The following is a 19,167-nucleotide window of genomic DNA, read 5'->3' as shown; positions in this document are numbered from 1 at the left end:
ACATTGGATCTGATATATATGAGAAAAGCCCAGTACCTTGGAGGTGCTGGGCTTTTGCCATATCAGGATACCGGGGTCTTCCCAATCAGGGAGGATCCCGGTATCCTCATTTTCTGTTCCTTAAACAGGTCAGAGGCTTGCATCGCTCCGCTCAAACTGATGTTGCCCCGCGGGCGCTCCCCCGCCGACATGCTCCTCGGTATCGTCAAAGTAGTTGGCCACAATATCCGCCAGCAGGCCATACCGGTCAATCTTCCGAATGAGCCTGCGGGCGTCGAGGTGATTGGTGATGTAGGTGGGGTCCTCTGTCAACAGATAACCGACGATCTGGCCGACTGCGTTATACCCCTTTTCCTGGAGCGCCCCATAGACGCGCAGGATATATTCCCGGTTTTCATTTTCCATCGTGCGCATCACCTCTCAGGCATTCCCGGCTGAGGCAAATTCAGATCAGGCGGGCGCGGATCCCGCCCCCGTTTCAGTTAAATGCGTCACAGACCTCCCAGAGCTGGGAGAGCGCATAGAGGGGCAGATTGATGAGCTTCTCCTGCCTGCGGTAGTCGGACATGGAGGTGCGGACGCCGAAAGGCAGCTCATTGCCGGCAACAAAGTGCTTCAGGCTCTTGGCCTGCAGGTTCTCCTCCGCCTTAACCTCCAGCGGGATCACATTCCCGCTGTGCTGGAGGACGAAGTCCACCTCTCCGGAGGAATTCTCCGCCGACCAGTAGTAGGGCGTGGCGCCCAGATCGGAAACGAGCTGCTGGCAGACATACTGCTCTGTGAGCGCTCCCTTAAACTCGGTGAAGATGGCGTTGCCCTTGAGCAGCGTCTTGGCGTCCAGATCCGTCATTGCAGCCAGCAGGCCCACATCCACCAGATACAGTTTGAAGGCCGGAATGTCCTGATATGCCTTCAAGGGAACGGCGCCCTTGGTCACCCTGCCGACCTTGCAGCACAATCCGCAGTCGATCAGCCATTGGATGGCCAGCTCAAAGTCCTTGGCCCGCGCCCCCTCCCGCAGGACGCTGTAAATGAATTTCTTATTCTCCTTGGCGAGCTGAGAGGGGATGCCGTCCCACACCATACGGATGCGGGGAATGACGGCCGTCGGAGCATGCTTGGAAAAGTCCTGCTCATAGTCTGAGATCAGGCGCTTCTGCACCCGGCGCACAGCAGTCAGGCTCTGCTTGGGCAGGTAGGCGTTCACCGCCGCCGGCATCCCGCCCACAAAGTAATACGTTCTGAGCAAGTCGATGTACTTGTCCCGGAAGGCGGTGACCATTTCAAAGTCCCGCTGCTCCAGAAGATCGAGCAGTTGTTCATTGCCTGTGGCGGACAGAAACTCGGTGAAGGAAAGCGGATAGAGTTCCATGCTGTCCACCTTTCCCACAGGGAAGGACGTGCCCTCGTGCATGGCGATCCCCAGCAGTGACCCGGCAGCCAGGATATAGTATCTGTGCCGGCTATCCTCACAGAAATATTTCAGGCTCTGCAGCGCGGCCGGCACCTCTTGGATCTCGTCCAGAATAATCAAAGTATTCTCCGGGTCGATCTCCACCCCGCTCTCGATGGCAAGGCCACGCAGGATCCGATCCACATCAAAATCGCCGGAGAACAGGTTCTGCATCCGCTCATTGCGGTCAAAATTGATATAGGCGCACTGCTCAAACGCAGTCCGGCCAAACTCCTGCATCAGCCAGGTCTTCCCCACCTGCCGCGCACCGCGGATGATCATAGGCAGGCGGTACGGATCCTCCTTCCACTCCTGCAGACGGTTGATTGCATATCGCTTCATCGCCACACTCCCCCTCGACCATTTGATACTATCAGTATATCGCTTTCTATCAAATAGTCAACCGAAAAAGTGTGTTTAATGTCATAAAGTCCGCATTATTTATGTCATTCAACCTGAAGCGGCGTTTGCCTCCGGAGCACGCCGTGTTCCGTCGGGCCTCCCATTTGCCGTAGGGCCCTGCCGGCTTGGACAACTCACTTCCGGGGGCGGTCCGTATATTCTGGATACCGCAGCTTGACTGCCTCATAGAAGTAGGGGGCAAATTCACAGCAGAACAGATTGTCCGGCGTGAAAGCCTCTGACATCCGGCCCTCCTGCGCGTCCTCCTCCGACTCGTAGCACCACCCGTTCCAGAGATTGAAGGCCATGCGCACGATCCTCGCAGTACCGCCCGTCTGCCAGCCCTCCCCCAGGGCGGCCGGCCGGATCATCCTCGCCTCCCCGTCAAAGCACCGGGAGAAGTTGGCGCGTGTCTCCTCCGTCACACCGAGCAGATAGACGAGCGCGCGATAATAGGGGTCTGCGCCGCCGTCCACATGGAGGCGGTAGAAGTTCCGGTGCTGCTCGCTGTAAAAAAGTTCTCCCATCTATTCTACACATCCTTTCCTCACGCCTCGCGCTGGGTTCTCTGCTTGTTCCCTACCTTATTATATATAGGACGCTTAAATCGCTCAGAGGCGGTTCGCCTTCTCCTTCATCTTCTCCCGGGTGGGGTTGGTATAGAGCAGCGTGGTGTGGACATTGGAGTGGCCCGCCTGGTTTGCCAGATCGGCAATGGTGTATCCATTCTCCAGGGCATTGGAGCAGAAGAAGTGGCGGAGGGTGTGCGGGGTGATGGACTCTGAATACTCGTTGAAGATCCGGTTGACCTGGCTCCGGGTCAGGTGGCTGTCGCCCCGCCCGGGGAACAGATAGGGATTTCCCGTCTTCGGCCGGTTCCTGAGGTACTCCCGCACCGCGTTGACCACCTTATCCCCGAAGTACACCACCCGCATCTTGTCCCCCTTGCCATGCCGAACCTTGATCTCCCGGGCCGGCAGGGATATGTCCTCCACCCTGAGCGCCAGGCACTCGCTGATCCGCAATCCGGCGTAGGCCAGGATGGTGACGATTGCATAGTCCCGGACGCCGCTGCGCTCCAGGATCTCCTGCCGGAACCGCTCCACCTCCTCCCGGCTCACCGTGCTGGGGCTGGCGTAGGCCAGCTGCACCTTCAAATAGTCTTGCTTGTCCAGGACCACCTCCTTTGTATAGCCGGCGGCGATCAGGTAGAGGTTGAAACTGTGCAGGCTGGCCAGCTTGGCGTTGACCGAGCGGTTGCTCAGCCCCTTCACCGTGCGCAGGTAGGAGATGTAGTCCAGCACATTGGCCCGCAGGAACATCTTCATCCGCTTCCCAAAGGTCTCCTCGTGCCAGCGCATATATTCCTTCATGCCCTGGCAGTACGCCTTCACCGTGTTCTCCGACTTCCCCTGCCGGCGCAGGTACTCGCAAAATCCTTCCAGCATCCTTCGGCCCTCCCCGGTCATAAATTATGTTGCATTGAGGTTCTCGGCCGGACGCATCAATTATGTTGCATCCACCTGCTCTATTACACGGATGACGGGCCGGTTTTACAACATAATTTACCTTATGGTGCGTGATATGCCCGGGGCGGGCAGACGGAGGGGACGCCGTATACCCGCCCCGGGATGTCGGGGATTTTCAATCAGGTCGGAACCGCTCCATGATGCGGGCGGTCAGCTTGTCCTGGATGCGCTGCTTCAGTTCCGCATCCACGCCGCGGTAGGACTGGCCATACTCGTCGTAGAAGATCCGTGTGGCCCGCAGCGATATGTAGCCGTCGAAGTGCCGGAGCACCTCGGCCATCGCATCCGGGTCGCCACGGGTCGCGGCGCAGATGGCGTCATAGGGCAGCAGCTTCTCTTCCGGGATATTGCTCTTTCTTTTCATCTTACTCCACCATCCGCTTCTTCAACTCGTTGAACAGGAGCTTCCGGTCCTTCTGGATCTTGGACCGGGACAGGCCCAGGAGCGAGGCGATCTCCCGATCCTTGAGCTGGAGGGAGTAGTACAGCAGCAGGATGCTGTACCCCTCGTCGCCGAGCGCGAGGAGGATCTCCGCCAGGCGGTCATTGCGGATCGGGATCTGATGACCGTAGACGTGGAAGATATACTGCTCCGCCGGATCGCTGTCAAAAGTGCAGAGGCTCGTCAGCACGGTTTCCGGCAGATCGGAAAAGGAGGACTCCCATTCCATCTTCTTCATCAGTTTTCGGAGGTAATCACACCGCTCCCCGTCGATGACCTTCATGCAGAAGATCTCAAATTGGTAACGGACTCTTCTCTGGGTGGTCTGTGTGGACTCCATCAAATCACCTCCTCCCCTACCCGCGGAGGCGGTTTCTTCGTCCCCTTTCGCTCCTTTCCCCGAAAGTGGGCGGCGATTTTGCCACACATGATAAAAACCGCCAAGCAAATTCCTTGCTTGACGGTTTGGTGTCGATTATTCAGAACTATTGGTTCATTGTTGACACAGACAGAGTGGCCGCCGGTCAAGCCGGCTTTTTTCAGATGCTCCGGCCGATCTGCTGCATCGGGACGTACTGCTACTCTATCAGCGTATTCAGTCTCATTCTCTTCCCACCTTTCTCCTGTGATGAACCATTAGAACTGAAATTACGCCACCAGTGGAGCATTTCACCTGATTTCTGCACAACATAGAATGTGAGTCGGAGGTGAACCATTGGTGGTAACAAATGATGAATTCAAGGGCTGCGGCATGCAGCTGCGTGCGGAGCGGGAGCGGCTCGGCTATACGAGAGATCAAGCCGCTGAACGGGCCGACATCACTTCACGGTATCTGGCAGCCATCGAATTGGGCGAAAAAATTCCAAAGGCCGATGTACTGGTGAAGCTCATCCGGGGTATGGGCGCGTCTGCCAACTCTGTGATCTACGCTTCACAGCAGCAGGCGGATGACGAGTGCGAGCGGCTGGCCCGCCTGTTCCTGCAGTGTACCCCGAGAGAGCGCAAGCTCATTGCGGCCATAATTGATACGATCCTCGACCAGCATCGGCAGGAGGACACGCCGGATGAGAAGGCGTAACCATGTTTTCGCCTTGAAAAAGCATGAAGGGCATTGCTCCATCTTGAGGAGCAATGCCCTTTTTTCACGGGAGCGGCCCGTGTTCACCCTATGCAGGCTCCTCAGCAGTATTTCACGCAGTGTTTACTGTTCAGTGAGGGGAAACCTTTTTGTTATTTTATACCCTCGGTTTCATATCCGTTTCTCATTCACTTCATATCTGTTTCATATTTTCAGCTGCAGGGCGATTGGATGCGCTTTGAGCGAGGATTACTCAATTCTCAGAAGCTCCATGCAGAATTACATAGAAAAATGCGCTGTGTACTTCAGCAAGTTCTTTTGATTTTTTGAGTCCTTTGTGTTATCCTATACAAAAAAGGTAGGAGGGAACTGTTTGACGCCTCAATATTCTCACGTTATTTGAAGGAGGAATAAGCACGGCTCAAGACAAGTTTTCCCGTTTGGATGAATTAGCTGCACCCACCAGCTATGTTGCTCCTTCAACGGAGGAGGAGTTGGGGTACTTGGCTTACTTCCGGCAGGTCTGCAAACGGTACAACATTGTATTTGCGGACGCTGATTCGGATGAGCGTGATTTTGTAATCCGAATGGCCGAAAAGGGATATTATCCCAAACGCGCCTGATGAAACACATTTGATTGAATTTCAAAACAACGCCGCCCGATTCTACCGGGTCGGCGCTGCTTTGTATCCACTTAAAACAGAACCCTTAGTTTCATTCCCCTCTTGCTATTTCTGGCTGGGCAGACTATAATGATTACAACAGTTTCTGATGTCTGCGCCTGAGCAGTCATAGTCGCCGTGTTCCAAAGTACCCGAGAGCCGCAATGGCTGCTTGGGTACTTTTTTTATTTCACCGCCGGCCCCGGAAACCGGGCCGTGTCAACCCAACCCCGGCCGACCGGCCACAAGCGCATGGAAAGGATCTCTCTTTTCCGTGCGCTTTTTATATATACATCACAATCATTCCAGTCTTGAGGAGGAACATCACCATGGAACAATTTGAACTTCGCTTCATCGTGTGCGGAAACGACTTGGCCGCGACCCGCGAGTGCGCCAAAATTTTGTTTGAGGCGCCTCTACCCGGGAAAGTGACGCTGTGCCAGGATGGGAAATTTCTTTTCGGCACCGTGACCATCGGATACGCCGGCGCCGCATCGCCCGACTGGCAGGTGGCATTGACCTCCGATCTGCTCACGGAGATCCAGTTTCGGGAGCGGGTGGAATCCGTGCTCAGCAAACTCGGTCTGCCGTACTGCATCTTCGAGGGCACGGAAATCAGCCCCGACAGCCAGCTGGGCGAGATGGCCCAGGCGCTGGGCGCCGAGCTGCTGTTCCAAAGCATCTGGCAGACGGAGCAGATCGACAAATTCTGCTCGAAACACGTCCCCTCCCTGGTGCGGGACGGATGCCTTGACCGCATCCTATCCTTTGCAAAGAAGGCCCTGGCCCAGCAGGTTTGGGACGATGCCGCCGGGAAGGCGCAGTCGGAGCCGGGGAAATAGCCGGCGCCCATCGCATCTGAAAAATATAAGGAGGGATTTTCATGCCGACAAAGCTGATCTGCCACACCCCGGACTGCGTCAGCTGCGGGGCGGACGGCACCTGTAAACTGGACGGCGAGATCCGGGTGGATCAAAAGCGGTGCCAGTCCTACACGCCGCACTCCATCCCATTTATGGAAAAGCCCCTGGCTCTGTCCGAACTCCCCAAGGAGGAGTGGGTCTGCCACATCCTTGAGGAGTCCGGCGCCACCTTCGTCAGTCTGGAGGACTTCTATGAGCCGTACGGAAAGGCGCTGCGCCGTGACCTGGTCTGGCGCATCCCTTATGGCTGCCTGGACTTCAGCGGGTGCGTCCTCTGCCTGGTGCAGGAAGGCATCCTCTGCCTGCCCTACGACGCGGTGGACAGCCAGGAGTACGAGCTGTTCAAAATGGATAGCGAGCGGCTTTTGACCAAGGAAAGCCTGTTGGAACTTCTGCAGGAGTTCAACGAGCAGACCGCGTCGCTGGCCACCGTCCTGATGGAGATGGGGAAGCTGGTCTGAGCCATCCATCTCGGCGCCTGCAACCCTGTCACAGCAAGAGGCCGTCGATCTCACAAGATCGGCGGCCTCTTTATTTTTCGCCTGAAAGCGGCTCCTCCCCTGCCCTGCCTCTCTACCACAGGCTGATCTGAGCCTCCGCTGACGCGCGGGTCAGCTCCGGGGGCGCCACGGTAAGGATCTCAGTCGCGGCATCGGCGTCGGCCAGCCATCTTTGCCGCTGCTCCCCTGTCAGGATCAGGGGCATCCGGTCGTGGATGGGCCGCATGGATGCGTTGGGCGCCGTGGTCAGGATGCAGTAGCACTCCTCGCTCCCCCGCCGGTCATACAGCCCCGCCATATAGAGGGCGCCCTCCCGGGGCAGGGTGAACAGATACTTCCGCTTCTGGCCGTCCCACTCATAAAATCCTGTGGACGGGATCAGACAGCGCCGGCTGCGGACGCTGTCCCGAAACAGGGGCTTCTCCGCCGCCGTCTCAGCACGGGCATTGATGACCAGCGTGCCGGGCAGCTGATATCCCCACTTCATCAGCTTTGGGACCGGCCCTCCGGCGCCGTCCAGCAGGACCGGGGCATGGTTGGACGGCCGGATCTCCCCCGGCGTCCACGCGCCGGCGCCATACTTGCGCTGGATCGCTTCGGCAATCTGCCGAATTTCTTCGCATTGTTCCGCCGTGAACTGATACCGACCACACATGACTTTGGGCCTCCCATGCAACAAGTTGTACGCGCTGGTACAAAATATAGTGTACCATAAAGAGGGATGTGGGAAAACAGCTTCCGGCCATTTTCCAGAAATCGGCTCTTGCGCTTATCAAACAAATGTTCTATTATGGAGGCAAAGGGGGGTGACGCCGATGGGCACGCGCCACATTTTACACTGTGATATGAACTGCTTCTACGCCAGCGTCGAGATGCAGCGCCACCCGGAACTGAGGGACACGCCGCTGGCGGTGTGTGGGAGCCAGGAGGAGCGGCACGGCATCGTACTCACCGCGAATTATATCGCCAAGCCCTACGGCGTCAAAACCGGCATGGCCATCTGGCAGGCAAAACAGCGTTGCCCCCAGCTTGTTACCCTGCCCCCCGACATGGACGAGTATATTCGCATCAGCCGCTATGCCAGAGAGATCTACGAGGACTACACCGACCAGGTGGAGCCGTTTGGCCTGGATGAGAACTGGTTGGATGTGACGGGCAGCGTGGGGCTGTACGGCTCCCCCATGACCATCGCCCGGGAGATCAGCAGCCGGATCAAGTCTGAACTGGGCATCACGGCCAGCATCGGCGTGGCCAACAACAAGATCACCGCCAAACTGGGGAGCGACTACAAAAAGCCGGACGCCATCACCCGGATCGAGCAGGATAACTACAAGGAGATCGTCTACCCCCTGCCGGTGGAGGACCTGCTCTATGTGGGGCCTGCCACCTCCAAAAAACTGCGGGCCATTGGGATCGACACCATCGGCCGGCTGGCGGAGTGCTCGGAGGATGTGCTGCAGCGGCGCCTTGGGAAAATGGGACTGATCCTCAGTATGTTCGCAAAGGGGCGGGATGTCTCCCCTGTGCAGAAGACGGATCATATTCCAAACGTCAAATCCGTCGGCAACAGCGCCACCACGCCCCGTGACCTGGTATCAGAAGGCGATGTGCAGCTGATGCTGCTCCTGCTGGCCGAAAGCGTCTGCTCCCGGATGCGGGAACTGGCGTCCCGCTGCACGGTGGTGGAGATCTATGTCCGGGACACGGGGCTGCGCTCCATGCTCCGGCAGCGGAAGCTGCCGGCCCCCTCCTGCTCCAGCCAGGAGCTGGCGGAGGTGGGTTTGGAATTGTTCCGCCGGAATTACCATTGGGAGCGCCCGATCCGGAGTATCGGGCTGCGCGGCGCCGGCTTAGTGGAGGCTGTCGGCACCGTCCAGATGTCCCTCTACGCGGAGGATCAAAGGCGCGACAAGTGGGAGCGAATCGACCGGGCGGTGGATCACCTGCGCCAGCGGTACGGATACATGAGCGTCCGCCGCGCCCTGCTGGATACCGACCCGCGCCTGGGCCATATCAATGTGCGGGACGATCACACCGTCCACCCAGTCGGATACTTTGGAGGATAACACCGATGGAGCGTGAAAAGCGATATGTGCCGGTCATCGTCCGGTTTGACGCGGATGGGAAACTGCGGCCGTTGGAGATCGAGTTTGACGAGAGCCACAAGTACCCGGTGGACAAGATCCTGGATATCCGGCGGGCGGCCTGCCAGAGCGTGGGCGGCGTTGGGGACCGCTACACCTGCATGATTCAGGGCAGGGAAACCTACCTCTGGATGGAGAAAGGGCGATGGTTCGTCTGTGCCAAGCGATGAGCCGGGAGAGAAAATGAGGCGGCGCCGATGCTGGCGCCGCCTTTGTCCTTATCTTGGCTTTTCTATTTTATATCCGCTTCGGATGACCGTCTTGATGTAAACCGGGTGCCTGGGATCGTCCTCTAACTTCTGCCGCAGCCGCCAGATGATATTCTCTACCGCGGTGGTCCCATAGCGGTACTCCTCATGCCAGGCGGCGTCATAGAGCTGATCCTTGCTGAACACCTGCCCAGGAGCACTGGCCAGGAGCAGGAGCATGGAGAACTCTCCGTGGTTCAGGCTCACCTCCTCCCCTGCTTTGAGCACCACCCGGCGGTCCGGGTGGATCTCTATATCCCCAAAGGTGAGGATATCGTGAGAAGGCGCGGCCAGTTCAATAACTTCCGCTCGCCTGCCCCGGAGCGCGTCCTTGATGGCCCGGAACATACTGCCATCCGGATCCGCGGCCCGAATGATGATAACTTCTTTGATCCGCTGCACCTCCCTCCCCTCTCTGTTCCTTTATCTCATTGCCTTGCGGCGGCTGCCGCCTGCTGCCAGCAGCGCCGCCCCAACGGCCAGCAGGACAACTTGCGCCGCAGCCGCGCCGGCGGGCAGGGCAAAGGCCGGGTCCAGCGTCCCCAGAGTCAGGGGATAGGCGGTGAAGAAGCGGCCGTTCCAGAGGGAGAGGACTTCCGGCAGGGGCAGGGCCGCCAGCAGGAAGGGTACCGCCATCCATACATACACCAGCCAGGTCCGCAGCCGCCCCAGCAGCCATCCGCTCCCCAGTGCGAACACCAGGGCGGGCAGAAGGACCGTCAGGGCCGGGAGCAGAAGGCTCCCCCAGCCGTACCAGTGGAACATACGGCCGTAGAACACCGCCGCCTCTCCCATGCACAGCAGACTCAGCAGCACGCCCCCCGTCAGGGCCGCGGCGCACCGGACCCAAGCATATTGCTTGGGCGGCATCGGCGTAGTGTCCATGAGAACCGCCGCCCGCCGGGCCTTGGGCGAGGTATAAAAGGTCAGGAAGAACAGCATCCCGATCCAAAGCAGAGGCAGCATGCGGGAGAGATAATCCCCAAAGCTCCAGGGGGAGAAGGGGGCGGTATGGGATACCCCCAGGATGGTCACGGCGTGGAGCACCAGCGCCCCGTAGAGAAGCAGCACAACCGCCAGCCCGATAAAAAACTTGTTCCACAGCAGCCTGCGGCATTCATATCGAAAAATCTTACCCAAGGTTCAAATCCTCCTCCGTCAGAGCGCAGGCGCTCAAAAATTCCTGGTAGGTCAGATAGGGGTACATGGGGTTCAGCTCCCGGTTGAATAGGCCGTGGAGGATCTGGTCCATGGCCTCCTCGCCGCCCACCAGCTGCTCTGCCTTATAGATCTTCAGGGGCATCTCATTGTACTGCCGAACCTGAGACAGACTATTGGAGATGGCAAGCTGCACCTGCTCCGGCAGCATCTCCAGATATTCAGGATTGCGCACATAGAAGTTCAGGTAGTAGTCATCTACCGCTTTCTGCCACTGATCCACATAATGCTCCCGGGCATAGTCCTCGCCGTACAGCTCCTTGACAATACGGTAGGTGGTGTAGACAGTCAGACCCTCGGCAGACCAGGGGCTGGTGGGATCGGAGGTATCAAACATGTTGCCCAGGCCCCACCACTGATGGACCAGCTCGTGGATCATGACCTCACCGGCGCCGCCGCCCTTTTCGGTGTTCCCCAGGTTGGCGGCGGTAAAGTCCGCCTCATCCAGCAGGCTGGCCCCGGTGGTGGCGTAGCCGCCGCCGGCCACCCGGCTCTGGATGAGCTTCAGGGTCTCCCCGGTTCCGAAGGAGAGGGAGCCATAATGCTCGGTACAGTAGTCCACCACTTCCTTTACCGCGTCCACGGCTTGGGCAGCCTCCATGACGGCCTGATGTTTGCGGCCGTAGTAGAACTCAATGGTCATGCCGCCGGCCTCGATGTCCTCCCGGATATAGTCCCCGGCGTAGAGAATGCCGCCGGCTCCGTTGTGTTCATACCGCCATGTTCTGGTGCCGTCCTCGTGCTCCGCGACGACCTCCGCCTCGCTGGAGCCGAAGGGGATCGCCAGCATATTTTCCGGCAGGGTGATCTCAATTTCAGCGGGATAGCCGGCCTCTCCGGGCATGACATTCATCACACGGGGCGAGAGAGCCGAGTTTTCCAGGCAGAGGTATTCGTCGCTCAGCTCCTTGCCGCCCTGCATGGTGGGCATACTCTCCTGGGGAAAGCCGCTGTACTCCATGGTCAGCTCCACTTCTTCCTCTGCGGGAATGGTGACTTCCAGCAGGGCCTCGTTGTACTCCTGGTAATCGCTCACCGTAAAGGGTATGTCCGCGCCGTTGGCTTTCACGTTGGAGATGGCGTAGCCAGGGTTGATGCCGAAGGAGATGCTCTGCTCCTGGCCGGAGGTGTTCCGGAACTGGTAGGAGGCCCGGCCCGTCACGGTGCCGGCATCGGTGTCCGGAAACACCTGGGCGGTGCGGTGGACAAAAGTGACGCCCTCGGCATAAGGGATCTCATAGAAGGACATCACCGTTAAATCCGGATTGCTGTGGTCGAGAAAGGGCTGGGCGGCATAGGCGGTGCCGGAACAGGCCAGCAGCGCCAGGGCGATCACCGGGCGGTAGAGCCGCCGGACGCTCCGGGCCAGGGAGCCGAACACGCCCTTCCCATACTGCCGGATGCAGAGATAGGAGATTGTCCAGACCCCGGCCAGTGCAAGGAGCCAGGTGAAACGCATCCAGGCCACCGACCGAAACACACGAAGGTTGGAGAAATCATCGGACAGGGCCCACACGCAGGGATTGAGCCAGCATAACTGCCAGTCTGCCGCCCACACCGTCAGGCTCAGGGCGCAGAAGGCGATAAACAGGACGATGGACAGATCCGCCCGGCGGGTGAACTGGTAGGCTGCGGCCGCTGCCAGGACGCCCAGGGGCAGCGCCAGCCCCAGGAAGAGCAGATAGGCCAGCACATAGTTTGCGCCGGTGAACACGGCGCCGATCAGTCCCGCGCTGATGGGCAGCCAGACCAACATTGTGAGGCCCACCGTCAGCACTGTGGCCGCCAGCAGGGCCAGCAGGCGGGTCAGTGCCGTGGTCAGGGGGGACACCACCGCGTCGGTGAGAATGTCCACCCGGCTGCGGCAGGCCCGGTCCAGTTCAAAGATGGTCAACAGACCAAAGAGGATGGCGCCGGCTGTGCCGCCGGCAATCGCGGGGTTTGCCAGATACATGGAGAGCATGGTGGTGGAGGTGGCGGGCTTGTAGAGCACCAGCCCCAACACCGGGGAGAGGACCGTCAAAGCCATCATCAGCCAGGTCAGGCGGCTTTGAAGCAGCCGCCGCAGTTCCAAAGGGAAAAGCCGCATTGTCTTCATTGGTCCGCCTCCCTGGAGATTAGATAGAGGTAAGCGTCCTCTAAAGAGGGCTCCTCCGCCTGGGCATAGGGGGGCAGTTTGTCCGCCACGGCCCGGCATCGGATACCCTGGCTGGTGTTCACCCGGGCGGTGATGTGGAGGCCCGCCTCCTGTCCGGCCTCCCGCTCGTAGAACACCCCCACATGGCCGGCGGCGGAGGCGATCAGCTGCTCCGGCGTGCCGGTGAACAGGATGGTCCCGTGGTGGATGACCACGATCTGGTCGCACACCGACTGCACATCCTCAATGATGTGGGTGGAGAGCAGGACTAACCGCTCCTGGGCAGTGCGGGAGAACAGGTTGCGGAAGTGGATGCGCTCCTCCGGGTCCAGTCCCACGGTGGGCTCGTCAAAGATCAGGAAGGGGGGATCCCCCAGCAGCGCCTGGGCGATGCCCACCCGCTGGCGCTGGCCGCCGGAGAGGGTGCGGATCTTGGCTCTGGCCTTCTCCTCCAGATTCACCGCCGCCACCACCTCCCGGATGGCCGCTTTGGGGTTTTTCAGCCCCTTGAGGGCGGCCATGTAGTCTAAAAACTGGGTGACCGTCAGCTCGTCAAACAGGCCGAAGTCCTGGGGGAGATAGCCCAGGCTGGCCTTCAACTGGCTCTCGGACTTGTTCAGCGGCGTCCCGTCCACCAGGATGTTCCCCCCGGTGGGCATCAGGGCCGCCACCAGCAGCTTCATCAGGGTGGATTTACCCGCCCCGTTGGGGCCCAGCAGGCCGATGAGGCTGGGGGATTTGAGGTCCAGGTTCAGCCCTTTCAGGGCTTGTTTCCCGCTGGGGTAGGTCATGCTGACGTTTTGAATTTTGAGTTCCATAGTGTCTGGTTCCTTTCTGCTTGGGATGTGGAAAGGATAACAAGGCAATATGGAGGGAGTGTGGAGCGAATATGTGATTTGTGTGGAGATTATTACATGAATCAGTCCATGGTCCTATAATCTCGAAACACTTGATAATTTCTGCTGAGCGAAGGCTTATTTCTTTTGCCATTGTGCGACAGAGCATTATTCTTTTTGATCCAAGCGCATGAGTGTGGTTTATCAAAAACTCTGTAAAGTGCCCGGTTTTATCGTCCACGACCAGTATTGACAAACACATCACGTTACGATAAACTTAGCCCAGAATGTTTGCGGCGGGGAGGAAGTGCGCATGGAAAGAGCGTGGAGGCTTGATGACGACCTTTACACTTCAGATAATTTGCTGGATCCTATTACTTTTGATCAGTTAATCATGGCTGTCCACTGTGACTGTCGGCAGGTAAACGAAGCCTCAGTACGCAGGGAACTAGAGAAGATTTTGGAAATGCGAAAAGACGACATGATGGAACTTCTGGAAAGGAATATGGATATTATTATCGAAAAGGCTCTTGAAAACAGAAAACAAGAAGCGTGATAAAAGGGCGGCCCGCACTACACTGTACGGGTCGCCCTACCTTTTCTTAATCACCTGGTATGGTAGCCATATCAGTAGGGTTTCTGCAATGAGCGAGATACCTTTCGGTTCATTGCAGCAACGTCTCATAGGTAAACTTTCCCATACAAGTTTTGAGGAGCACCCACGCGAGCAACGTACAGACCAGGCCAAACGCCAACAGGATCCAGGCGCTCACCAGCAGCAAACCGGTGGACTGCCCGACAACCAGCAGGATCACCGGGATAACCAGGAATACCGCGCTCTGCTGGGACTCCTCCACACTCTGCGCTTTCGCCGATCTGCGGACGATAAGGGTCACCGCTATCAGAGAAATGGATGGAGCGAGGAGCAGCAGGATAACCAGCCAACTGATGCTGGGTATCAACACCATCCCCATAAGGATCCCCGCTTCCAACTCCAGCACCACCATCATAGTGCAGAAAGATATGAAAGACACCATCATGCTCAGCAAAAAAGAGGCCAGAACTTTTGCGCGGAAGATCTGCCGGACAGAAAGCGGGCAATATAGGAGCGTCTCCAGCGTGCGCTTTTCCTTTTCCCCCACAAAGGAACTGGCTGCCATAATTGACGCCGACATAATAGGGATAATTAGGAAAAACACCGGGAGCATAAAGTTGAGCACCAATTCGGCAAGTCCCTGCTCCAGCCCTTTGGTTTGCATAGATTGAGGCAACAGATCGAGCAATCTCTGAATGTCCGGATCATCTGGTGCGAAATGAATCATCACAAGGAAAGTAGAGGGCAGAACGATGGTGAGTACGAGGGGAACAATCAGAAGGCTGGCAAAGAGATGTTTGTTATCAGTCACACCCCGAAAATCCTTTTTGATAATTGCAGCCATTGCTGTTTTCACATTGCCTCCCCCTTCCCTTTCGCGGTCAACGCGAAGTAGATGTCCTCCAAAGAGGGTTTTTGCGCCGTAACGTCATAAACATCTCCGCCGCCTTCAACGATTTGGCGAACCAAGTGCGGAATCTCTGAATCCGAGTGGATGTCCAATTCATATTGATTTTCTCCACTCTTACGAAACGGGAGGATCGCCGGCATTATTTCGGCGCGGATCTTGAGAACAGTATCGGAGAGTACATCATGTCGCAATTCCTCCAGCGTCCCCTCGGCCAGCATTGTCCCATCTTCAATTAGGCCGTACCGGGTGCAGATTTCTTGCGCATAGCGCAACTGGTGGGTGCAGAGGAACACGGTGATACCTTCCCGATATGCCAAATCTCGAATGAGTTGATTGACATTCTGCGCGCTTTCCGGGTCAAGGCCGGATGTAGGTTCATCCAGAAATAATACTCTGGGCTGATGAATCAGGGCTCTTGCTAAGGAAAGCCTTTGCCGCATTCCGGTGGAATAGGCAGACAGCTTCTTTGCTCCAGCATTCTCCAGTCCCAGTCGCTTGAGCAGGGACTCAGTGCGTGACCTTGCCTCACGGGACGGTATATCAAACAAGGATGCGTAGAAAATCAGATTTTGTGTCCCCGTCATGTTATCGTACATCTGCGCATGCTCTGTGAGGACACCGGATACCCTGTGAACCTTTTCCGGTTCCTTGGCGGGATTGATGCCCAGCACCTGGCAACTACCTTCTGTGGGAGAGAGCATCCCATTCAGCAATTTCACAGTTGTGGTCTTGCCGGCTCCGTTAGGGCCGAGGAATCCAAACACCTCCCCTTGATTCAGGGACAGTGAGACCTGTCGGACTGCCAGTTTCCCGCCGGAATAAGTCTTGGAAAGAGACTGCAATACAACGGTTTCCATTCTATGTTTCCCCCTCGTTTCGTTCCAACCTGGATACCATGTTCTGAAAGCGCGGTTCTTCTTTCAGCGGCTCGAAAGCTGAGTCCTCCTTGAGCGCCTGGGTCATACTGCGGCGGATGACCGTATCGTCTCTGGGCAGAGTTGTTCCCAAAATGAGCACATCATGGAACCACTCGTCCAGCAGGTCAAAAAAAGAGTCGCCGTGAAGATGGAGCGGATAGATGCTGCTGGTTGCCAGATCCGTGTACTTCCCCAACATATCAAGTGCCTTTCCGGACTCCCCCAGGACAGCCCAGCCACGGGCCATGATGAAATAGCATGACAGCAGCAGGCCAGGATGCAGGTGCTGCAGTTGGAACGCATCAGCAACCGCTTGAAATCTCGTGCAGAGTTTTTCAAACCTCTCCGGATCGTCCATGGAAAGGTTCATATAGGACGGCAGAAGATTGCAAAAAGCCACAACCTGTTTATAGATCCCAGCTTGCAGCACCCTTTTGGCGTCCAGCGTGTTTCCAGTCATTTGATATGCACTGGCCAGAAGCGGTTCGGCGGGGCCGATCTCCGGCGAGTCTTCTTCCAGGAGGTCCAACGCTTCCGCTGGCTGTTGCAGCGCCAGCAGACAGTAAGCCTCCATCTGTAGCGCCTCTTTCCCCAGCTTTGGGTCAGTGCTGTCTGTCCTCACGCGGGAGAAGATGGCCTTTGCCTCTTCTATGACTTGATAGGTTCTCTCCTGTGTACCGGCAAGCATTGCGTGATTTACCAGCAGAGAGCCAATGTGGAATAGGAGCGGATAGCAGGCACAGTATTGCTTGGCCAGTTTGCGGCTTTGTTCCAACGTCTCTTCAAAAGCCCCCTCGGCGAACTCCCTGGCGAGCCGGCTGTACCATTTTCGGATGTCCGCCGTATCCATCTGGGGCTTATAGCCCATCAATTCATCTATGCTGATATTGAAATAGGAAGCCAGCCGTGGCAGCAGACTAATGTCAGGGTAAGTCATACCAATTTCCCACTTTGAAACGGCGGCCTTTGAAACTCCGATATATTCCGCCAGTTCCTCTTGCGTAATTCCTCGCTTGCGGCGGTTCTCAATCAGGACTCGACCAAGATTGATTTCTTTCATCATGCTCACCACCTGACTATGGTATAAGGAACAAAGACCCGAAAAACAATGGAGTTCTATTTGATTTTGATTGATTAAATCAACCAGCAGGAAACTTATATTGAGTCAAAGAGGGGTGCCAGCATATCATGCTGGCACCCCTCTGCCTAATCTTATCCGGTGATTTGTTGAAATAGCGTCATACTACCCGAGAAATCTATTCATCACTTGCCTCAGTCTGCGGGACTGTCTGTGGTCAGGCGGTCTATCAGCTCCTGCACCTCCGCAAAAAAGCGGGATAGGTGGAAGCCGTCCGCCACTGCATGGTGGATATTCATTGTCAGCGGCATGACCAATTTATCGCCCTCCGCCTCGTACTTTCCCCAAGTGACCACCGGGGCCAGAAAGTCCCCCTGATCAAACACATGGACATCGAAGTGGCGGTAACGTACCCAGGGCAGGCAGGATACGTCAAAGTGATTGGCTGGCTGGCCCTCCACTACAGCCCGGAGATCCCGGTATTTCTCCCGATCCTCCAGAAAACGGGTGTGGAACTCCGTCAGGTCCTTTCTATAGGGTGTGACCAGCTTGGTGAAGTTTCCGTCCTCCGGATGGAAGTGGGCGTAGCTGGGAGAGATAAGGTCCCAACGGATCAAGTTTCCATCTGCATCCCAGCCATACTTGAACTCCTCATGGGAATTGATCACCCGCGACACCACCCAAATCATGGTCGGATAGAACTTCATGCCGTTCTTTTTTACGAACCGAACCAGCGGCGTCACGTTCACATCCACCGTCAGGCTCATGACAACCCGCATGTGATCCATATAGAACCGGAACAGATCGCCTCTTGGCCAAGTGCTGAAATCAACCATTTTGTAATTCATCTCAATACTCCTTTGCATGATTATTTCTTTTCCACCATGCAAGGCCATTGGGATGGCTAACATTTTGCTCCATACAAGTCCATCCAAGTCAAGCCTTGCATGGAGCTACATCAAGGCCGCGCTTCATCCGCCTCACCTCCCGAATGATGTTTATATTCTGCCGCAGCCGCAAGCGCCCACGATACAGTCAAAGATGCCGTGCGTAAAAGTCGTTCAGCCGCTCCGCCAATACTTTGGGGGACTCCTCATTCACCACATGACCGGTGTTTTCCAGCACCTGCAACTCCGCGTCCGGAATGTGTTCGGCCAAGAAATGGGCTGATTTCAGATTTGCACTGTCTTTCTCCCCGCAGAGGATCAGGGCGGGGCAGCGGATCTCCTCCACCCTGCCGCTGAAGTCCAGATCCTTCATGGAGTTTCCCAGAGCAAAGGTGTTCTTCTTGTCAAAAGCCATAGACGTGAATGTAGACTTGGGCAGAAGGCGGAACACCACATTCTGGAGAGCAAAGGTCCCCTTTGGAACCTTGTGGGGCGTACCGATCAGCACCAGGGTCTTGACATCCTCTGGATGCTCCAGCGCATAGTCCAAGGCCAGAATTCCACCCAGAGAGAGACCGCACAGGTGAACCGGCCCGCCCGCCTGGGCACAGTACGCCTCAAAGGCAATACGGAGATTGGGGTAGATGGCCTCCCGCCCGTCCAGAATAGCGGACAACTCCGGGCAGAAGATTTCCTCCGGGTGATTTAGATAAGCGATGGTCTCTTTCCAACTGGCCGCCTTATGGCCGGAGCCGTGAACTAAAATCGTCTTTTCCATCGGCATTCCCTCAATTCCCGGTCATCTATTTACAAAACTTACGCTTCCTTTGGCCCTGTGTCCTGTAACGGTAAATGTGTAAGTATCGTCTTGGGAGATCACAATTTCAAATTCAGAAGTGGGAACATCTGTTTCTGAATAGATCTGCTCTCCCTCACTGTTTTCTACCTGAATGTCTACACTTCCATCGTCACTTACGACGGTTGTATCAATCACATCGCCCGTTTTCAAAGGCATCGCCCTGTGATCGGAAGTATTTAAGATACTGTATTCCATGATAAACTGGGTATCATTCCCGGTGCTGCTGCCATTAAACGTGGCGTTGCCGCAAGCGTTTAACAGCGCCAGAGAAAAGCATAAGATACAAGCGAAACCTAATTTTTTCATCATTTCCCTCATTCGCAGTGTAATGGTATTATTTTATCATATT

The 19,167-nt window shown here is 56.6% G+C and carries 23 protein-coding genes; 6 read left to right on the top strand and 17 right to left on the bottom strand.

Translation table 11 applies throughout. The annotated features are described in order from the left end of the window. Positions 1-129: 129 nt before the first annotated feature. From B5F19_RS00610 to B5F19_RS00585, 6 genes are all read right to left on the bottom strand, one after another. Entirely contained in the window at positions 130-414 is a 285-nt protein-coding gene (locus tag B5F19_RS00610; protein WP_087286488.1) for an IreB family regulatory phosphoprotein, read from the bottom strand. Positions 415-478: 64 nt separating this feature from the next. Beyond that, positions 479-1,795 carry an ATP-binding protein gene (locus B5F19_RS00605; RefSeq protein WP_087286485.1) on the bottom strand — a complete coding sequence of 439 codons (1,317 nt, stop codon included), beginning with the start codon at positions 1,793-1,795 and terminating at the stop codon, positions 479-481. 194 nt (positions 1,796-1,989) lie between these two features. Continuing rightward, positions 1,990-2,382: a DUF6075 family protein gene (locus tag B5F19_RS00600; RefSeq protein WP_087286482.1), complete on the bottom strand. Its 393-nt coding sequence runs from the start codon at positions 2,380-2,382 to the stop codon at positions 1,990-1,992. An 84-nt stretch (positions 2,383-2,466) separates the two neighbouring features. Continuing rightward, positions 2,467-3,303, bottom strand: a complete 837-nt coding sequence (locus B5F19_RS00595) for a tyrosine-type recombinase/integrase (RefSeq protein ID WP_242972648.1) — start codon at positions 3,301-3,303, stop codon at positions 2,467-2,469. Between the two features lie 196 nt (positions 3,304-3,499). Next, positions 3,500-3,748: a helix-turn-helix domain-containing protein gene (locus B5F19_RS00590; protein WP_006573133.1), complete on the bottom strand. Its 249-nt coding sequence runs from the start codon at positions 3,746-3,748 to the stop codon at positions 3,500-3,502. 1 nt (position 3,749) lies between these two features. Further along, the gene (locus B5F19_RS00585; protein ID WP_006573132.1) at positions 3,750-4,166 is read right to left on the bottom strand and encodes a sigma-70 family RNA polymerase sigma factor; all 417 of its coding nucleotides are present in this window, start codon (positions 4,164-4,166) and stop codon (positions 3,750-3,752) included. A 378-nt stretch (positions 4,167-4,544) separates the two neighbouring features. Between B5F19_RS00585 and B5F19_RS00580 the strand changes: the two genes are divergently transcribed. The 3 genes from B5F19_RS00580 to B5F19_RS00565 all read left to right on the top strand — a co-directional run bounded on the left by B5F19_RS00580 (position 4,545) and on the right by B5F19_RS00565 (position 6,950). Beyond that, on the top strand, positions 4,545-4,904 hold the full coding sequence (locus B5F19_RS00580; RefSeq protein WP_242972650.1) for a helix-turn-helix transcriptional regulator: 360 nt from the start codon (positions 4,545-4,547) through the stop codon (positions 4,902-4,904). A gap of 991 nt (positions 4,905-5,895) precedes the next feature. After that, complete coding sequence (locus B5F19_RS00570) at positions 5,896-6,408, top strand: hypothetical protein (RefSeq protein ID WP_087286471.1); 513 nt, start codon at positions 5,896-5,898, stop codon at positions 6,406-6,408. Positions 6,409-6,449: 41 nt separating this feature from the next. Further along, positions 6,450-6,950 (top strand): hypothetical protein, encoded by a 501-nt coding sequence (locus B5F19_RS00565; RefSeq protein WP_087286468.1) that lies wholly within the window; start codon positions 6,450-6,452, stop codon positions 6,948-6,950. Positions 6,951-7,062: 112 nt separating this feature from the next. Here the strand turns inward: B5F19_RS00565 and B5F19_RS00560 are convergent, their stop codons facing one another. Next, a complete protein-coding gene (locus tag B5F19_RS00560; RefSeq protein WP_087236211.1) occupies positions 7,063-7,644 on the bottom strand; it encodes an SOS response-associated peptidase in 582 nt (193 codons plus the stop codon). 160 nt (positions 7,645-7,804) lie between these two features. Here B5F19_RS00560 and dinB point away from each other — a divergent pair, with 160 nt between their 5' ends. Together dinB and B5F19_RS00550 are read left to right on the top strand one after the other, a co-directional pair. Continuing rightward, positions 7,805-9,055 carry a DNA polymerase IV gene (gene dinB, locus B5F19_RS00555; RefSeq protein ID WP_087286465.1) on the top strand — a complete coding sequence of 417 codons (1,251 nt, stop codon included), beginning with the start codon at positions 7,805-7,807 and terminating at the stop codon, positions 9,053-9,055. 5 nt (positions 9,056-9,060) lie between these two features. Beyond that, a complete protein-coding gene (locus tag B5F19_RS00550; protein ID WP_087286462.1) occupies positions 9,061-9,303 on the top strand; it encodes a hypothetical protein in 243 nt (80 codons plus the stop codon). A 48-nt stretch (positions 9,304-9,351) separates the two neighbouring features. On the opposite strand, the gene B5F19_RS00545 is transcribed toward B5F19_RS00550, so the two are convergent. From B5F19_RS00545 to B5F19_RS00530, 4 genes are read right to left on the bottom strand one after another with little or no spacing between them, the layout of a single operon-like run. Next, on the bottom strand, positions 9,352-9,783 hold the full coding sequence (locus B5F19_RS00545; protein WP_227604584.1) for a response regulator transcription factor: 432 nt from the start codon (positions 9,781-9,783) through the stop codon (positions 9,352-9,354). A 21-nt stretch (positions 9,784-9,804) separates the two neighbouring features. Next, positions 9,805-10,521, bottom strand: a complete 717-nt coding sequence (locus B5F19_RS00540) for a hypothetical protein (protein ID WP_087286460.1) — start codon at positions 10,519-10,521, stop codon at positions 9,805-9,807. Further along, positions 10,514-12,697 carry a hypothetical protein gene (locus tag B5F19_RS00535; RefSeq protein WP_087286457.1) on the bottom strand — a complete coding sequence of 728 codons (2,184 nt, stop codon included), beginning with the start codon at positions 12,695-12,697 and terminating at the stop codon, positions 10,514-10,516. Before B5F19_RS00535 ends, B5F19_RS00540 begins: the two co-directional genes overlap by 8 nt. Next, complete coding sequence (locus B5F19_RS00530) at positions 12,694-13,554, bottom strand: ATP-binding cassette domain-containing protein (RefSeq protein WP_087286454.1); 861 nt, start codon at positions 13,552-13,554, stop codon at positions 12,694-12,696. The genes B5F19_RS00535 and B5F19_RS00530 overlap by 4 nt, the downstream gene beginning before the upstream one ends. A 331-nt stretch (positions 13,555-13,885) precedes the next feature. Between B5F19_RS00530 and B5F19_RS00525 the strand changes: the two genes are divergently transcribed. Then, on the top strand, positions 13,886-14,128 hold the full coding sequence (locus tag B5F19_RS00525; RefSeq protein ID WP_087286451.1) for a hypothetical protein: 243 nt from the start codon (positions 13,886-13,888) through the stop codon (positions 14,126-14,128). Between the two features lie 109 nt (positions 14,129-14,237). Here the strand turns inward: B5F19_RS00525 and B5F19_RS00520 are convergent, their stop codons facing one another. The 6 genes from B5F19_RS00520 to B5F19_RS00495 form a co-directional block, all read right to left on the bottom strand. Continuing rightward, positions 14,238-15,023, bottom strand: coding sequence for an ABC transporter permease (locus B5F19_RS00520; RefSeq protein WP_204248279.1), 786 nt, complete (start codon positions 15,021-15,023; stop codon positions 14,238-14,240). Beyond that, complete coding sequence (locus tag B5F19_RS00515) at positions 15,020-15,934, bottom strand: ABC transporter ATP-binding protein (RefSeq protein WP_087286448.1); 915 nt, start codon at positions 15,932-15,934, stop codon at positions 15,020-15,022. The genes B5F19_RS00520 and B5F19_RS00515 overlap by 4 nt, the downstream gene beginning before the upstream one ends. A 1-nt stretch (position 15,935) precedes the next feature. Then, positions 15,936-17,057 (bottom strand): helix-turn-helix transcriptional regulator, encoded by a 1,122-nt coding sequence (locus B5F19_RS00510; RefSeq protein ID WP_242972647.1) that lies wholly within the window; start codon positions 17,055-17,057, stop codon positions 15,936-15,938. A 209-nt stretch (positions 17,058-17,266) separates the two neighbouring features. Next, complete coding sequence (locus B5F19_RS00505) at positions 17,267-17,920, bottom strand: CatA-like O-acetyltransferase (protein ID WP_087286442.1); 654 nt, start codon at positions 17,918-17,920, stop codon at positions 17,267-17,269. A gap of 187 nt (positions 17,921-18,107) precedes the next feature. Then, on the bottom strand, positions 18,108-18,743 hold the full coding sequence (locus B5F19_RS00500; protein WP_242972646.1) for an alpha/beta hydrolase: 636 nt from the start codon (positions 18,741-18,743) through the stop codon (positions 18,108-18,110). Positions 18,744-18,758: 15 nt separating this feature from the next. Then, entirely contained in the window at positions 18,759-19,124 is a 366-nt protein-coding gene (locus B5F19_RS00495) for a hypothetical protein (RefSeq protein WP_087286438.1), read from the bottom strand. Between the last annotated feature and the right edge of the window lie 43 nt (positions 19,125-19,167).

Source organism: Pseudoflavonifractor sp. An184, from assembly GCF_002160305.1.
Taxonomy (GTDB): Bacteria; Bacillota; Clostridia; order Oscillospirales; family Oscillospiraceae; genus Lawsonibacter; species Lawsonibacter pullicola.
This window is presented reverse-complemented; position numbering and strand designations above follow the sequence as displayed.

What these genes read in the sequence shown, in the direction of transcription:
- B5F19_RS00525 (WP_087286451.1), top strand. Translation starts at nt 13,886, where the DNA reads ATGGAAAGAGCGTGGAGGCTTGATGACGACCTTTACACTTCAGATAAT.
- B5F19_RS00535 (WP_087286457.1), bottom strand. Translation starts at nt 12,697, where the DNA reads ATGAAGACAATGCGGCTTTTCCCTTTGGAACTGCGGCGGCTGCTTCAA.
- B5F19_RS00605 (WP_087286485.1), bottom strand. Translation starts at nt 1,795, where the DNA reads ATGAAGCGATATGCAATCAACCGTCTGCAGGAGTGGAAGGAGGATCCG.
- B5F19_RS00600 (WP_087286482.1), bottom strand. Translation starts at nt 2,382, where the DNA reads ATGGGAGAACTTTTTTACAGCGAGCAGCACCGGAACTTCTACCGCCTC.
- B5F19_RS00530 (WP_087286454.1), bottom strand. Translation starts at nt 13,554, where the DNA reads ATGGAACTCAAAATTCAAAACGTCAGCATGACCTACCCCAGCGGGAAA.
- B5F19_RS00610 (WP_087286488.1), bottom strand. Translation starts at nt 414, where the DNA reads ATGCGCACGATGGAAAATGAAAACCGGGAATATATCCTGCGCGTCTAT.
- B5F19_RS00550 (WP_087286462.1), top strand. Translation starts at nt 9,061, where the DNA reads ATGGAGCGTGAAAAGCGATATGTGCCGGTCATCGTCCGGTTTGACGCG.
- B5F19_RS00565 (WP_087286468.1), top strand. Translation starts at nt 6,450, where the DNA reads ATGCCGACAAAGCTGATCTGCCACACCCCGGACTGCGTCAGCTGCGGG.
- B5F19_RS00495 (WP_087286438.1), bottom strand. Translation starts at nt 19,124, where the DNA reads ATGAAAAAATTAGGTTTCGCTTGTATCTTATGCTTTTCTCTGGCGCTG.
- B5F19_RS00510 (WP_242972647.1), bottom strand. Translation starts at nt 17,057, where the DNA reads ATGATGAAAGAAATCAATCTTGGTCGAGTCCTGATTGAGAACCGCCGC.
- B5F19_RS00560 (WP_087236211.1), bottom strand. Translation starts at nt 7,644, where the DNA reads ATGTGTGGTCGGTATCAGTTCACGGCGGAACAATGCGAAGAAATTCGG.
- B5F19_RS00500 (WP_242972646.1), bottom strand. Translation starts at nt 18,743, where the DNA reads ATGCCGATGGAAAAGACGATTTTAGTTCACGGCTCCGGCCATAAGGCG.
- B5F19_RS00515 (WP_087286448.1), bottom strand. Translation starts at nt 15,934, where the DNA reads ATGGAAACCGTTGTATTGCAGTCTCTTTCCAAGACTTATTCCGGCGGG.
- B5F19_RS00590 (WP_006573133.1), bottom strand. Translation starts at nt 3,748, where the DNA reads ATGAAAAGAAAGAGCAATATCCCGGAAGAGAAGCTGCTGCCCTATGAC.
- B5F19_RS00505 (WP_087286442.1), bottom strand. Translation starts at nt 17,920, where the DNA reads ATGAATTACAAAATGGTTGATTTCAGCACTTGGCCAAGAGGCGATCTG.
- dinB (WP_087286465.1), top strand. Translation starts at nt 7,805, where the DNA reads ATGGGCACGCGCCACATTTTACACTGTGATATGAACTGCTTCTACGCC.
- B5F19_RS00585 (WP_006573132.1), bottom strand. Translation starts at nt 4,166, where the DNA reads ATGGAGTCCACACAGACCACCCAGAGAAGAGTCCGTTACCAATTTGAG.
- B5F19_RS00570 (WP_087286471.1), top strand. Translation starts at nt 5,896, where the DNA reads ATGGAACAATTTGAACTTCGCTTCATCGTGTGCGGAAACGACTTGGCC.
- B5F19_RS00595 (WP_242972648.1), bottom strand. Translation starts at nt 3,303, where the DNA reads ATGCTGGAAGGATTTTGCGAGTACCTGCGCCGGCAGGGGAAGTCGGAG.